The 13,665-nt window shown below is 41.8% G+C and carries 14 protein-coding genes; 7 read left to right on the top strand and 7 right to left on the bottom strand.

Going from position 1 to position 13,665, the window contains the following annotated elements; all coding sequences use genetic code 11:
- The first annotated feature begins 4 nt into the window (after nucleotides 1-4).
- The 5 genes from edd to METVE_RS0100480 all read left to right on the top strand — a co-directional run bounded on the left by edd (nucleotide 5) and on the right by METVE_RS0100480 (nucleotide 3,989).
- Nucleotides 5-1,819, top strand: coding sequence for a phosphogluconate dehydratase (gene edd, locus METVE_RS0100500; protein ID WP_026361944.1), 1,815 nt, complete (start codon nucleotides 5-7; stop codon nucleotides 1,817-1,819).
- A 197-nt stretch (nucleotides 1,820-2,016) separates the two neighbouring features.
- Nucleotides 2,017-2,643 carry a bifunctional 4-hydroxy-2-oxoglutarate aldolase/2-dehydro-3-deoxy-phosphogluconate aldolase gene (eda, locus tag METVE_RS0100495; RefSeq protein WP_026361943.1) on the top strand — a complete coding sequence of 209 codons (627 nt, stop codon included), beginning with the start codon at nucleotides 2,017-2,019 and terminating at the stop codon, nucleotides 2,641-2,643.
- Between the two features lie 119 nt (nucleotides 2,644-2,762).
- Nucleotides 2,763-3,422, top strand: a complete 660-nt coding sequence (locus METVE_RS0100490) for an HAD family hydrolase (protein ID WP_020166481.1) — start codon at nucleotides 2,763-2,765, stop codon at nucleotides 3,420-3,422.
- A gap of 22 nt (nucleotides 3,423-3,444) precedes the next feature.
- Complete coding sequence (locus METVE_RS0100485; protein WP_020166480.1) at nucleotides 3,445-3,747, top strand: hypothetical protein; 303 nt, start codon at nucleotides 3,445-3,447, stop codon at nucleotides 3,745-3,747.
- Between the two features lie 11 nt (nucleotides 3,748-3,758).
- Nucleotides 3,759-3,989 carry a hypothetical protein gene (locus METVE_RS0100480; protein ID WP_020166479.1) on the top strand — a complete coding sequence of 77 codons (231 nt, stop codon included), beginning with the start codon at nucleotides 3,759-3,761 and terminating at the stop codon, nucleotides 3,987-3,989.
- A 38-nt stretch (nucleotides 3,990-4,027) separates the two neighbouring features.
- Here METVE_RS0100480 and METVE_RS0100475 read toward each other — a convergent pair whose 3' ends face one another.
- The 7 genes from METVE_RS0100475 to hrcA all read right to left on the bottom strand — a co-directional run bounded on the left by METVE_RS0100475 (nucleotide 4,028) and on the right by hrcA (nucleotide 12,134).
- Nucleotides 4,028-5,653 (bottom strand): hypothetical protein, encoded by a 1,626-nt coding sequence (locus METVE_RS0100475; RefSeq protein ID WP_232415344.1) that lies wholly within the window; start codon nucleotides 5,651-5,653, stop codon nucleotides 4,028-4,030.
- 41 nt (nucleotides 5,654-5,694) lie between these two features.
- On the bottom strand, nucleotides 5,695-6,723 hold the full coding sequence (gene waaF, locus METVE_RS0100470) for a lipopolysaccharide heptosyltransferase II (protein WP_020166477.1): 1,029 nt from the start codon (nucleotides 6,721-6,723) through the stop codon (nucleotides 5,695-5,697).
- A gap of 18 nt (nucleotides 6,724-6,741) precedes the next feature.
- Nucleotides 6,742-8,220, bottom strand: coding sequence for a bifunctional D-glycero-beta-D-manno-heptose-7-phosphate kinase/D-glycero-beta-D-manno-heptose 1-phosphate adenylyltransferase HldE (gene hldE, locus METVE_RS0100465; protein WP_020166476.1), 1,479 nt, complete (start codon nucleotides 8,218-8,220; stop codon nucleotides 6,742-6,744).
- A gap of 15 nt (nucleotides 8,221-8,235) precedes the next feature.
- The gene (locus tag METVE_RS0100460) at nucleotides 8,236-8,796 is read right to left on the bottom strand and encodes a D-sedoheptulose 7-phosphate isomerase (protein ID WP_020166475.1); all 561 of its coding nucleotides are present in this window, start codon (nucleotides 8,794-8,796) and stop codon (nucleotides 8,236-8,238) included.
- Nucleotides 8,796-9,800, bottom strand: coding sequence for an ADP-glyceromanno-heptose 6-epimerase (rfaD, locus tag METVE_RS0100455; protein ID WP_020166474.1), 1,005 nt, complete (start codon nucleotides 9,798-9,800; stop codon nucleotides 8,796-8,798). Before rfaD ends, METVE_RS0100460 begins: the two co-directional genes overlap by 1 nt.
- A gap of 143 nt (nucleotides 9,801-9,943) precedes the next feature.
- Nucleotides 9,944-11,062 (bottom strand): ferrochelatase, encoded by a 1,119-nt coding sequence (hemH, locus tag METVE_RS0100450; protein WP_020166473.1) that lies wholly within the window; start codon nucleotides 11,060-11,062, stop codon nucleotides 9,944-9,946.
- Between the two features lie 61 nt (nucleotides 11,063-11,123).
- Nucleotides 11,124-12,134, bottom strand: a complete 1,011-nt coding sequence (gene hrcA / locus METVE_RS0100445) for a heat-inducible transcriptional repressor HrcA (RefSeq protein ID WP_020166472.1) — start codon at nucleotides 12,132-12,134, stop codon at nucleotides 11,124-11,126.
- A 189-nt stretch (nucleotides 12,135-12,323) separates the two neighbouring features.
- Here hrcA and METVE_RS0100440 point away from each other — a divergent pair, with 189 nt between their 5' ends.
- Both METVE_RS0100440 and METVE_RS0100435 read left to right on the top strand, forming a co-directional pair.
- On the top strand, nucleotides 12,324-13,193 hold the full coding sequence (locus METVE_RS0100440; RefSeq protein WP_020166471.1) for an NAD(+) kinase: 870 nt from the start codon (nucleotides 12,324-12,326) through the stop codon (nucleotides 13,191-13,193).
- Nucleotides 13,194-13,204: 11 nt separating this feature from the next.
- Entirely contained in the window at nucleotides 13,205-13,573 is a 369-nt protein-coding gene (locus METVE_RS0100435; protein WP_020166470.1) for a phenolic acid decarboxylase, read from the top strand.
- The last annotated feature ends 92 nt before the right edge of the window (nucleotides 13,574-13,665 follow it).

Below are 13,665 nucleotides of genomic sequence, written 5' to 3'. Positions count from 1 at the left end.
ATCTATGAAACAATCCCTAGTAGAAGTGACCGAACGTATTATTGAACGCAGTCGCCCAACGCGGTCTGCCTATTTACATCGTGTTGATCAGATTATTAACCGTGAAAAAGGTGCTGACAGATTGGGCTGTGCGAACGTAGCCCACGCGGTTGCTGCTTTACCTGCGAATGATAAATTCAAAATCGTGGTGGAAAAAGCGCCGCATATTGGGATTGTCACTGCTTACAACGAGATGCTCTCTGCGCATCAACCATACGTCAATTACCCTGATATTCTGCGCGATGAAGCGCATAAATGTGGCGCAACCGTACAAGTGGCGGGTGGCGTGCCAGCGATGTGTGATGGCATTACGCAAGGTGAGCCTGGTATGGAACTGTCATTATTCAGCCGCGATAATATTGCGATGGGTACTGCGATTGCGTTATCCCACGATGTGTTTGATGCCGCTTTAATGTTGGGCGTATGCGATAAAATCGTACCAGGTTTATTGATTGGCGCTTTGCATTTTGGTCATTTGCCAACCGTATTTGTGCCTGCAGGCCCTATGAGCACTGGTTTGGATAACACCGCAAAATCTAAAGTGCGTGAAAAATACGCGCAAGGTTTAGTTGGTCGCGAAGAGTTATTCGCTTCAGAATCTGCGGCCTATCATGGTGCTGGCACCTGTACTTTTTATGGCACAGCAAATAGTAATCAAATGTTGCTAGAAGCGATGGGTTTGCATGTGCCAGGTGCAGCGTTCATTCATCCGCATGATGGCATGCGTGAAGACTTAACACGTGAAGCCGTGCGCTTAGTGTTAAATAATACCCGCAAAAATAACTTTATCCCAATTGGTAAACTGGTAGATGAACATGTGATTGTGAATGCGATGGTGGCTTTGTTGGCCACAGGCGGCTCAACTAATCACCTGATTCATTGGGTGGCTGTGGCGCGTGCTGCTGGTATTATTATTGATTGGACAGACTTCCATTACCTTGCAAAAGGCACGCCGTTATTAGCGAGTGTGTACCCAAATGGTAAAGCCGACGTAAACGAATTCCAAAATGCTGGTGGTCCAGGCTTTGTGATTCGCGAGCTGATTGAAGGCGGCTATATGTACCCAGATGTGTATACAGTAGCCAAAGGTGGTTTACGTGAGTTTGGTAAAAAACCAGTTAAAGAAGATGGGAAATTGGTATGGAAAGATTATCCAGCCGAAAGTGGTGATGAAACAGTTGTGCGTACAGCCGCGCATCCATTTAACGAATCTGGCGGTTTGCGTTTGCTAAAAGGCAATTTAGGCCGCAGTGTGATTAAGATCTCTGCCGTGCCAGAAGATCGCCACATTATTGAAGCGCCAGCCATTGTGTTTGATGCGCAAGAAGAATTGTTAGCCGCATTTGACCGCGGTGAACTAGAGCGTGATTTTGTTGCTGTGGTGCGTTTTCAAGGCCCTAAAGCCAATGGCATGCCCGAATTACATAAATTAACGCCGCCGCTTGCTGTGTTGCAAAACAAAGGTTTTATGGTGGCAATCGTGACGGATGGCCGCATGAGTGGCGCATCGGGTAAGATTCCGGCTGCGATTCACTTAAGCCCAGAAGCCAGCGCAGGCGGTGCAATCGCAAAAATTCGCACAGGCGATATTGTGCGTTTAAATGCGACTGTCGGCACACTGAATGTATTGGTGGATGAAGATACATGGGCTGACCGTGAACCAGAAGAGTTATCTGATGCCAAACGTAACATTAATTCGCATGGTATTGGGCGTGAGTTATTTGGTGGCATGCGCAAAAACGTACTGTCCGCCGAAGAGGGCGCAATCACTTGGCTCTAGCCGCTTGAAAATATAATTTGGGTGGCGTTACTTTCGCTTGCCGTACTAATCGTACTGTCTGCACTCAAGTGCCTTGCCTAAATTAATTTTGAAACAGCTAGCTGAATACCAAAATCTGTCTAATTTCGTTATTCCCAAGCTGATGGGAATCCATTTAAAAGTTTAAATATTCAATTTTTTAACTAGGTAAAAGTATGATTAACACATTAGATTTAGCAAAAGAAGGTCCAGTAATCCCGGTTATTGTGATTAACAAAGTAGAGGATGCGGTGCCAATGGCTGAGGCTCTGCTGGCTGGCGGTATTAGGGTTCTAGAAGTGACGTTACGTTCATCTTGCGCATTGCAAGCGATGGAACAAATTGCGAAACATGTGCCAGATGCAATTCTGGGTTCAGGCACTGTGCGCAATTTAAAAGATGCACAAGCGTCATTAGATGCAGGTTGTAAATTTGCTGTTAGTCCAGGCTATACGACAGAGTTAGGTCAATTTTCGCGCAAAATTGGTTTGCCATTATTGCCTGGTGTTTCAACTGGTTCGGAAATCATGACGGCCAATGCGGATGATTATTTCTTTTTAAAGCTATTCCCAGCAGTTGCAGTTGGTGGTATTAATTTATTAAAAGGTTTTGCAGGACCATTTGGCGATGTGAAATTTTGTCCAACTGGCGGCGTTACGGTTGATTCTGCACCACAGTTTTTAAGCTTACCTAATGTGGTGGTATGTGGTGGTACATGGTTAACGCCAGCCGATGCAGTTGCGCGTAAAGATTGGGCACACATTACCAAATTAGCCAAAGAAGCTAGCGCAATCAAACCAGCATAAGCGATTTGTTGCGTTAGAATTAGGGTTTGTGTTTTGCACAAACCCTTTTTTATTGAGCGCATATTTTTTTCAAATAAAATTTATTTAGTTAAATATAGAAATTAAAGTAAGGAAATTATTTGCAAGTTGATTTGAAAAAGTATAAAACAATCGTATTTGATTGCGATGGTGTGATTCTCGATTCAAATGTCGTGAAAACTGAAGCTTATTTCCGCACTGCAAAAAACTTAGGTGCAACAGATCAGCAAGCGCAGGCATTGGTTGATTATCACGTTAAGTTAGGCGGTATCTCGCGTTATCACAAGTTCGATTGGTATGTGCGCGAAGTGTTAAAACAGCCTGCGACAGAAGCAGCGATTCAAACTTTATTAGACGAGTTTAGCCGTGAGCTTGAAGAGGGCTTGATGCATTGCACCATTGCGGAAGGCTTACAAGAATTGCGCGATGCCACAGCTGATGCCAATTGGATGATACTTTCTGGTGGCGATCAGCAAGAGATTCGTGATTTATTTGTAAAACGCAATCTTGCTGATTTATTTGATGGTGGCTTATTTGGCAGCCCAGATAATAAAGACACCGTTTTGGCGCGCGAAAAAGACAATGGCAACTGCCAGATGCCAGCGTTATTTGTTGGCGATAGCAAATACGATCATGAAGCATCAACTGCTGCTGGTTTAGATTTTATCTTTGTCAGCGATTGGACAGAAGTGCCTGATTGGCAAACGTTCTGCAAAGAGAATAAAATTCACGTATTACCATCAATCAGTCAGCTACTTTAACTAAAATGACCTGCGAACTAAGATGAGATTTTGGGACATTAAAAGCAGTCCGATAACGACTGCGATGCTTGAAGCGCAAATACAATCAGCCGGAATCTTGGAACAAGATGGTCATGGTATAAAAATTGTAAGATTATCCAATGGCAATATACTCAAAATATTCAGAATCAAAAGTCTGATCAGTATCGCGCGTATTTATTCCTACGCGCGTCAGTTCTGCAACCGCACCAGTACACTTAAGTCGTTGAATGTTCCAACCGTCACAATCCTTTCACCTGATTGGAACCACAAGTCCGCAGTAGAATATCAGCCGTTAGAAATTTAACGCTCAGGCAATTGGCACAAAATCAGCAATTTGATGATGCAATACTGGAAAAATTAGGAAGGGTCATTGCAACATTACATGCTAAAGGCGTGTATTTTCGTTCATTGCATATGGGCAATATCGTATTGACGCCAGTTGCAGAATTCGGATTAATCGATATTGCAGATCTGCATGTTGAAAGAAAATCACTCAGTTATTACAAAATATTAAGGAATTTTCAACATTTTTTCGCGTTAAAATGATATCCAAACAATTGATAAAAATGATTGGAAAGTCTTTGTTAACGCATATATTCAGTAATGCGTGCTGTCTGATTGGGCAAAGGCAAATATGCAGAGGTATTTAAATAGCGAAAAAGCCACACAGTACTAATTCTTTTTTGATACAGTACGACTGATTTTTTAGCTTTAACCGCATTAAAACGCTGAATTTCTTGATATTCAGGTAATTTCTCCGCCACTAGTTTTTCTCTATCTTTATTTTTTTCCGAAAAACTAAGCAATAAATACTGGTATTGATTGATGCTTTTATCATCAATTGCCTTAGTAACGGCAAGCCAGTCATCTCCTATATCTTGAACAAATGGCAAGTCGGCGTAATATCGCATTCTTTTATCATCGAAAAATATATTCTGCTTAGATAAGTTATGTTCGTCTATCCAAGTTATCGCATTTTGGATGTAGTTATAGCCAGTTTGTTTAGGAAGTATATTTTTAATCAGACCAATTAGCATAAATGCCATTAAGCCAATAGCTAGCCATCTATGCTTTGTGTATGGTTTGTTTTTGTTCTCTATATATTGAAGTAGAACAGCTAAATAGAATGCAGCGAAAATCATCAATACAAATGATAATGCCAACACATAGCGGCTAGATAATACAAATACTTTGACGATGATTAGGCTCATATTCAGTACTGCGATTAAAGCCACAAAACTTAAGATATAAAATACTTGGTTGTTTAGTAAGTGTTTCTTTGATTTCGCAGCACAAATAGCTAATCCAATGTTAACCATTCCAGTTGCAGAAATTGCTTTGACGATAATCACATAAACGAAAGTAAGGAATAAACCAGGCACAGCAAACTCATCTAAATACCGACCCAAAACTTCACTAGACATAATTGCGGATTTTGTGAAAAACAGGTTAGTGAGTTGGTGAAATAAATTGACTGTGAATACTTCGTTAAGTCTTCCAAAGCTTTTCATAGAAAGCTGATCGTCAACTAAAATTGCGACGGAAATGCCAATGATTGCAATAATGCTCAAAAAATTGCTCTTTAAATATTGTGTAATTTTTTGTGTGAAAGTAACTTGTTGAAAGAAAAAAATACTTAAAGGCAAAACGATTAAATACGTGATTGCTTCTATTCTGAATAGCGTGGCCAGAATTGCGAATATTTGCCAGAAAAATGCATCTGCATAGCTGTTGCTTTTATAGAATCGTATAAAAAAAACTAAACTGGTTAGGAAGCACGCCCAAAACCCTTCATCTCTTAATAACATTGGCAAGACATCGCCAGTTAAATACGGTGAGCTAAATAGTATTAACGCCCCTGCAATGATCGTTCTATTATTACCAGCGGCTAAGTCAATGATTTTAATAAAACTGGCGGTAGTGATGCCAAAAAAAATGACATTAAGTAGTTGAGCGGAATGGTGGATAGTTAGATTGGTTAGTTGATGAGTAAGCGCAATCAATCCAGAATAAAGTGGCCAATTAAATATTTTGATTGCATCTTGCCAGTGACCAGCAGCAATTAATTTTGCTGATTCAAGATAAAGAACAGAGTCTGGGTTTATCCAGCCATGTTGTATATATTGAATTTGCGCAGCAATAAGCATCGACAAAAAAATCAAACCGATGTTTAATTTTTTTGTGTTCAATTCGTCAATTTTTTTAAGCATGCTAGCCATCATTCATTTTGTGGTTGGTTTTATTTTTGTAATTATAAAATGGATGCTTGAATCTTCAATGGCTTAATATCTTTTAAACAGCGCAAGTTTGCATCTCCCGATAACGGGCACTCTCTTTGAAAACAAGGGCTGCAATTCAGGTTTAAATATTCAACAACTGCTTTTTTCGACATGGGCGGTGTGTGATACGGATCGGATGAGCCGAAAATGGCGACTAGATTTTTATCTAACGCCGCAGCCACGTGCATCAGACCAGAATCGTTACTTACCACGGTATCGCACAAGCTTATTAAATCGATCACTTCGCCCAGTTTTGTTTTGCCGCCAAAGTCATGACAGCAGTTTTGTGTGAGTTGATTGATTTGATTGGTGACCGGGATATCTTTTTCTGAGCCAAATAGCCACACTTGCCAGCCTTTGTTTAACGCATCATTGGCAACGCTTGCATAATATTCTGCAGGCCAGCGTTTGGCTGTGCCATATTCTGCGCCTGGGCATAAGCCGAGTATTTTTTGTTCAGATGTTTGAATGCCTAATGTTGAAAGCGTTTTCAACGCATCTTCGGCACGGGTGATTAATTGTGGGTTTGGAATAATCGTTGGCAACGTTTCATTAATAGCTAGACCCAAAGTCACAAAACGATCGACTGTTCTTTTTAAAACGGTTTTATCCAAAGGGCGAATGTCGTTGATTAAACCATAACGCATTTCGCCCAAAAAACTGGTACGTTTTTTAATGCCAGCAGCCCAAGGTAACAATGCAGATTTAAGCGAATTAGTGAGAATAATACTTTGCGTGTAGCCTGCATTTTTTAAGCTTTTGCCAAAAGCGATGCGTTGCCAAAAAGCCAATTCGCCATGTTTAAAAGTTAACGCTATTTTATGGTTAACTTCCGGCATGCGTTCTAATAAAGGTAAAGTCCAAGCGGGTGCGGCTACATCGATAATACAATTTGGCCTATTTGCTTTAAGGGTTTTAAACAAGCTTTGCGCTAACACCATATCGCCAACCCACGCTGGGCCTAGCACTAATATTTTTTCAGGGGATTTTTCAGCAGACATTCTGAGTGGATACTTGAATTAGCTATTCAATTTTTTGATGATGTTGCTAGTGCTTCTACCTTTTACCAAATCTATTAACGCGATTTCACCGCCCCAAGAAAGTACCTCTTTGCCACCCACAACTTGGTCTGCAGTGTAGTCGCTGCCTTTGGCAATAATGTTGGGTTGAATAGCATTGATTAGATTAAGCGGCGTGTCTTCGTCAAATAGAATGACCGCATCCACACTTTCCAGCGCGGCTAATACACGGGCGCGATCATTTTCTGGCACAACAGGTCGTGTTGGGCCTTTAATCGCACTCACGGAGCGGTCTGTATTTAAGCCCAAAATCAATTTATCACCGCGTTTTTTTGCGGCTTCTAAGTAAGTAACGTGACCGGCATGCAGTAAATCAAAGCAACCATTGGTAAAAACGATACTTTGATTATCTTTTTTCCAAGTACTTACTTTGGCTTTTAATCGCGTTAAGTCACACACTTTGTGCGCTTGTTCGCTCTTTTGCTGGCTGGTAAGCGCTTCTATTAAATCAGCTTGTGAGATTGGTACCGTGCCGACTTTCCCCACCACCACAGCCGCTGCGATATTCGCTAACTGTAAACTTTGTAGCACTGAAAGATTGTGTATTAAGCCTGCTGCTAATGTGGCGATAACAGTATCACCCGCGCCAGAAACATCGAAAACTTGTTTGGCAATGGCGGATAAGTGATGCGTTGCATCATCAATTAACGTAATGCCTTCCTCACCGCGCGTAACGGCTAAAAAATCTAAATCTAATTGTTGTTTGAGTGCAGTCGCCTTGCTGATTAAACCGGTATCGTCAATCGTACTATTGCACGCTTCAGCCGTTTCTTTTTTATTAGGTGTTAACGCAGTAGCGCCTTTATATTTGCTGTAATCACGTCCTTTTGGATCAACTAGTACAGGAATGTTAACGGCTTTGCATTGTGTAATAATGGCTTGGCAAGTTTGCTCGCTTAACAAACCTTTAGCATAGTCCGACAGAATAACTACGCTAGGTTTCAATGCCAGCTGCGCTTGAATCGCCGCCATTAAGCCAATATTTTCAGCAGAATTAAAAGCCGCGTTGCTTTCTTGGTCTAGCCGTAACATTTGTTGATGACCGCTTAATACGCGGGTTTTGGCAATTGTTGGGCGGTTATCTGAGGTATAAATACCATTAGCATTCACATGCATTTGTTTGAGCAAATCTGTTAAAACCGCGCCTTCATTATCGTTGCCTACGCAGCCGACAATATGCGTTGTAATGCCCAATAAAGCTAAGTTAGCAGCAACATTCGCTGCACCTCCAGCACGTTCATTTTGCTGATTTAATAGTACAATTGGCACAGGTGCTTCTGGTGAAATACGGCCGACTGAACCAATTAAATAGCGATCTAACATTACATCGCCGATGACTAGAGCATGCTGTTTACTGCCATTATTGTGACCGAATTGCTTAACTGCCGAGAGTAAATGATCGGTTAGATGTTGTGACATATCAAGGCTCAATCTTTAAGACTCAAGAATTTCACATAAAGAATGACCAACAAAAATATGCGCTTCTTGAATGCGTGCAGTAACGGAAGATGGCATGACCAAATTAAAGTCACAAATGGCATTGAGTTTTCCACCGCTGCCGCCCGTTAATCCGACAGTGACTGCGCCAGCTTCTTTTGCTGCTTCCATACCGCGTACTACGTTGGCGCTATTGCCACTGGTGGTAATGCCAATGACTAAATCCTCTGGGCGGCAAAGTGCTTCTACTTGGCGCGCAAAAATGTAATCGTAGCCATAATCATTACCCACAGATGTGAGAATTGAGGTGTCAGTCGTCAATGCGATTGCTGGCATGCCTTTGCGTTCTTTTTTAAAACGGCCGACGATTTCTGCCGCAATATGTTGGCTATCTGCCGCGCTACCGCCGTTGCCCATAATCAAGATTTTCCCACCAAATTTAATACAGTCTTGCATCTTAATGCCGACCGCACTGATCATGGGAAAAAGTGGTTCAAGTGCATTAAACATCGCCATGTGTGCGGCGTGTTCACCTTTTAGGTAATTAATGTAATCCATCAGCAGTATTTGTCCTCACTTAATAGATAGTTTTGTACATAATCTTGCACGCCATCTTCAAGGCTAGTAAATGGTGCAGTGTAACCAGCAGCGCGTAATTTATCCATGCTGGCTTCCGTGAAATATTGGTATTTACCTTGCAAATCATCTGGCATGGCAATGTAATCAATTTGCGGCGTTTTGCCCATGCTTTGCATTACCGCGTTGGCTAAATCGTTAAAACTGCGGGCTTTGCCTGTACCAATGTTATAAATGCCGTTTGGCGCTGGGTTGTTAGCAACAGCTTGTTCAAAAAAGTACGCGATAATACTGGCGCAGTCTTTTACGTAGACAAAATCGCGACTTTGCATGCCGTCAGCAAAGTCTGCTTTATTGCTTTTAAATAACTTCATGCGGCCAGTGGCTTCTACTTGATTGAACGTATGAAAAGCCACGCTAGCCATGCGCTCTTTATGGTATTCATTAGGTCCGTAAACGTTAAAAAATTTAAAACCTGCCCAGGCGGGTGGTTGCGGCGCGTTTTCGGTGACTTGACGTAATGCCCATTGATCAAAAAAATGTTTTGAATAACCGTAACCATTCAAAGGTCGCAGATTTTCAATATTTGCATCGTTATAACCAGAGGTGCCATCGCCATAAGTGGCAGCCGAACTGGCGTAAAAGAAAGGTACATTTTTAGCTGCACACCAAGACCATAAATTTTGACTATAGTGAATATTGTCGGCAACCAGCTTGTCGAAATCGCGCTCAATGGTCGCGCTAATCGCGCCCATATGAATCACCGCATCAATATCGTTTCTATCTTGCAGCCATTCTAGCAACTGGTCTTTTTGCAGATATTGAACGTACTGACGTTTAACTAAGTTCTGCCACTGTTCTTCATGTGCAAGATGGTCAACAATAACCAAATCATCGCGGATTTGACCTTTTTCATTGCGACTATTGTTGAAGTGCCAGGCGATGATGGAACCAATCATGCCTGCGCCGCCAGTAATAACTATCATAAATCCATTCTATGAGCGAATCGCGTTGTCGCATGCTCACTCATTCCTTGCCTATCTAATTGATATATCTTCGTCATTCGCTCCGCGGCTCCTAGCACTTCATCTCATATAATGAATTTATCGAATCTGTGAAAGTATAACGCTTATTGATTTGCACCCAAAGCTTGCGCTCGTAATTTAGTCATCTCATTGTCTTTTTTCGCCAACGCGCTATCCCAATCACCAAGGGAATCAGTCGTCACCCAGCCTTGCAGGTTTTCCAGCGCAATTTCAGTCATCGCGTGAATCCAAGCATCATTTTCGTTGAGGGCAGGAATGTAATGATATTGGCCGCCGCCAACATGCGTGAAAATTTCTTTTCCTTCCATAGCGATTTCTTCTAAAGTCTCTAAACAATCGCTGCTGAATCCTGGACAAATCACATCAACACGCTTGGTTTTTGCTTTGCCTAGGGCTTCTAATGTTGATGCTAAATAGGGTTTCAGCCATTCTTGTTTACCAAAGCGCGATTGAAACGCGATGACATATTCGTCTTTACCTAAACCTAATGCCTCAGCCAATAAACGGCCCGTTTTATGACAAGCACAGTGATACGGGTCGCCTTTGGTTAAATGTACTTTCGGTACGCCGTGAAAGCTCATGACTAATTTAGTCGGCTTTCCGTTAATTTGCCAATGTGCCTGTACACTTTTTGCCAGCGCTGCAATATAAGCAGGATGGTTATGATAGCTGCGAATCGTGCGCACTGCAGGCACGTTACGCATTTTAAGTAGTACTTTCCACACGGCATCTAATGTCGCAGATGTACTGCTGGCGGCGTATTGCGGAAACAATGGAAAGACTAAAATCCTATCGCAATGCTGGGCTTTTAATTTTTCGATGGCCGATTGCATGCTGGGATTGCCATAGCTCATGCCTAACTCAACCGCGAATGGTGATTTGATTTTTTGCGCTAAAAAACCACGCAATAATTGGGTTTGTTTTTGCGCATGCACCAACAAAGGCGAACCTTCACTAGTCCATACTTGCGCGTATTTAGCGGCTGATTTTTTTGGGCGGATAAGCAAAATAATGCCGTTCAGAATAAACCACCAAATTGCACGTGGAATTTCGACCACACGCGTATCACTTAAAAACTGACGCAGATATGGCCGTAAAGCTTTGGCGGTGGGCGCATCTGGTGTGCCAAGATTCGCGATTAAGATACCGACTTTAAGTTGATCGCCATGGGAAAAAGATGGTTCGGAGTTGTAATAAGCCATATTAAATAATTTTAGAGTAAACGCTTGCCAATAGCTATTAACAACACGATAGCCGACAGGTTTAAGAGTTTGATAGCGCGTTTGACAGCAATTTCGCCGTCACATCCACAATCGGAATCACGCGTTCATAAGCCATTCTAGTTGGGCCAATAACGCCGAGCGTGCCGACCACCTGACCATCCGCCTCATAAGGCGCGGTAATCATGCTGCATTCGTCTAAAGGCAAATAGCCGCTTTCCCCACCGATAAAAATTTGAATACCTTCCGCACGCTGGCTGTTATCTAGCAATTGCATTAATGAAGTACGCCGTTCGAATATCTCAAACAATTTGCGCAAACTATTCACATTGGTGGAAAGTTCATCCACTTGTAATAAATTACGCTCACCAGCGATTACCACGCCATCGTTATCTACGGCTTTACTGCTAGCCTCTAATGCTGCCGCCATCAATTGATTAATATCAGTTTGCATTTGTTTCAGCTCAAGATGCAGTTTTTGCTGTACTTCTGTAAATGTTTGCCCAGAAAAATTAGCGTTAAAGTAATTGCTGGCTTGGGTTAACTCGCTAGCTGAATAAGGTTTTTCAGCCAAAATAATGCGGTTCTGCACATTGCCATCGCTGGTCACAATAATCACCAAAATGCGTTTGTCACTTAAAGGCAAAAATTCCAGGTGTTTAAATGCAACACGTTGCCGTTTGGGAATCATCACCACGCCTGCAAACTGCGTCAATTGCGACAACATATCTGCCGCGCTGCTGATTAACTCGTTTTGATTCGGCGAATTCAAACCCATTTTCATTAACTGAATGGCTTGGCTTTCAAGTGGCTGAACTGTTAGTAAAGAATCAACAAATAAGCGATAACCTTTTTGGGTGGGAATGCGGCCTGCAGATGTGTGCGGGCTGGCGATAAAACCGAGCTGTTCTAAATCAGACATCACGTTACGAATCGTCGCTGCGCTAACATCAAGCCCGCTATGTTGTAAAAGCGTGCGCGAGCCGATTGGCTGACCATCACTAATGTAATGTTCTACCAAGGTTTTTAGCAAGATTTGCGCGCGTTTGTCCAAATTGAATCAGCTGAATAAATCGTTAATTAACGGCCATTATATCGCTTAAGTCGTGTTTAATTTTTGAGTTTTAAGTGATTTTTAAAGCTGGGTCTATTTATGCCAGCTAAGTTCATGTTGGTACAGTTTTTTTGCCTATTTTTATACGCTCACTTTTTCAAATATCCTAATCTATGATTTAATAGTGAGATGACTCAACCGTTCAAATCTATCGCCATTATTGGCAAATACATGAATCAATTTGCGTTGCAGCAAATGCAAACGGACTTAGCGGATTTAGCACGCCACTTAAGAGCTAAAAATGTAGAAGTTTGGATAGAAGAAAATACGGCGAAATACGCGGAATTATCTGGTTTTAAAACTGCAGCATTGGCAAAGATAGGCAGCAAAGTAGATTTAGCTATTGTGATGGGCGGCGATGGCACTATGTTAAGTGTGGCAAGAAATCTGATTGATTATAATATTCCGTTGGTGGGCATTAACCGCGGCCGCTTTGGTTTTTTAACTGATTTGCGTGCAGAAGATATGCTGCGCTCATTGGATAGGATTCTATCCAATCGCTACCAAATCGAATCGCGCATGTTACTGAATGCCAAAATATTGCGTGGCGGAAAAACCATTTATCAAGGCTTGGCGTTTAACGATATCGTGATTAAAGGCGGCTTACGTTTGATTGAGATTGCGGTTGAAATCAATGGCAGTTTTGTGCACAAACAGCGCGCAGATGGTTTGATTTTAAGCACGCCAACTGGCACTACGGCTTATGCGCTAAGTGCGGGCGGGCCGATTTTGCATCCTAGTTTAGAAGCTATCGCGATTGTGCCAGTTAGCCCGCATACGCTCAGCAATCGGCCTATTGCGGTTAATAGTTCTAGCTTGATTCAAATTACCTTGATACAAAGCGATGACGGCCAAGTGAGTTATGACGGGCAATTTCAAATGTTGCTAGAAAGCGGCGACAGGATTTTAATCCAACGCGCAGAAAAAGAAGTGAAGTTGCTGCATCCAAGCGAATACTGTTATTTTGATATGTTGCGCAACAAGTTGAACTGGGGTTAGAAATTCAATTTATGCTAAAAATTAAACTATTTGCTGCGGCTTTTGCAATGTGTTGCATCAGCATAAACGCTTTTGCCGTTGAAGCTTATATCGGACAATTCCTATATCAATATAACTCAGGTAACACATATCGCGTGATTGCTAAAGACAATGAACACATGGCATGGGAATGCATAAAAGGGCCAGAAGTTGGCACAAAAGGTTTAGAAAAACCTCAGAGATATGAATTAAATAAGCATATCTATTACGTAACTTGGGTAGAAAAAACCGGTGTTCAAGTCAGTCAAGCGGTTAACTTTAGGCAAATGAAAGTCTATTCCACCATTATTGAAGGCAAAAACCGTTATGTGCTGGAAGGCACGATTGTTCGTGAAAAATAGACGGAAAGTCATACATGAAACTAAGATTTAATTTACTAGAATTTAACCTATTAAAACCAAGACTTAACCCATTTTTAGCATCAAAAAATAGT

The organism is Methylotenera versatilis 79 (assembly GCF_000384375.1).
In the GTDB taxonomy this organism is placed as follows: Bacteria; Pseudomonadota; Gammaproteobacteria; order Burkholderiales; family Methylophilaceae; genus Methylotenera_A; species Methylotenera_A versatilis_B.
Note: the sequence above shows the minus strand (reverse complement) of the source record. Positions and strands in the feature narration are given on the sequence as shown.

Coding starts and splice junctions, on each gene's coding strand:
- rfaD (WP_020166474.1), bottom strand. CDS start 9,800: ATGATAGTTATTACTGGCGGCGCAGGCATGATTGGTTCCATCATCGCC.
- waaF (WP_020166477.1), bottom strand. CDS start 6,723: ATGTCTGCTGAAAAATCCCCTGAAAAAATATTAGTGCTAGGCCCAGCG.
- hemH (WP_020166473.1), bottom strand. CDS start 11,062: ATGGCTTATTACAACTCCGAACCATCTTTTTCCCATGGCGATCAACTT.
- edd (WP_026361944.1), top strand. CDS start 5: ATGAAACAATCCCTAGTAGAAGTGACCGAACGTATTATTGAACGCAGT.
- METVE_RS0100460 (WP_020166475.1), bottom strand. CDS start 8,796: ATGGATTACATTAATTACCTAAAAGGTGAACACGCCGCACACATGGCG.
- hldE (WP_020166476.1), bottom strand. CDS start 8,220: ATGTCACAACATCTAACCGATCATTTACTCTCGGCAGTTAAGCAATTC.
- METVE_RS0100435 (WP_020166470.1), top strand. CDS start 13,205: ATGCTAAAAATTAAACTATTTGCTGCGGCTTTTGCAATGTGTTGCATC.
- METVE_RS0100440 (WP_020166471.1), top strand. CDS start 12,324: ATGACTCAACCGTTCAAATCTATCGCCATTATTGGCAAATACATGAAT.
- METVE_RS0100475 (WP_232415344.1), bottom strand. CDS start 5,653: ATGCTTAAAAAAATTGACGAATTGAACACAAAAAAATTAAACATCGGT.
- METVE_RS0100485 (WP_020166480.1), top strand. CDS start 3,445: ATGAGATTTTGGGACATTAAAAGCAGTCCGATAACGACTGCGATGCTT.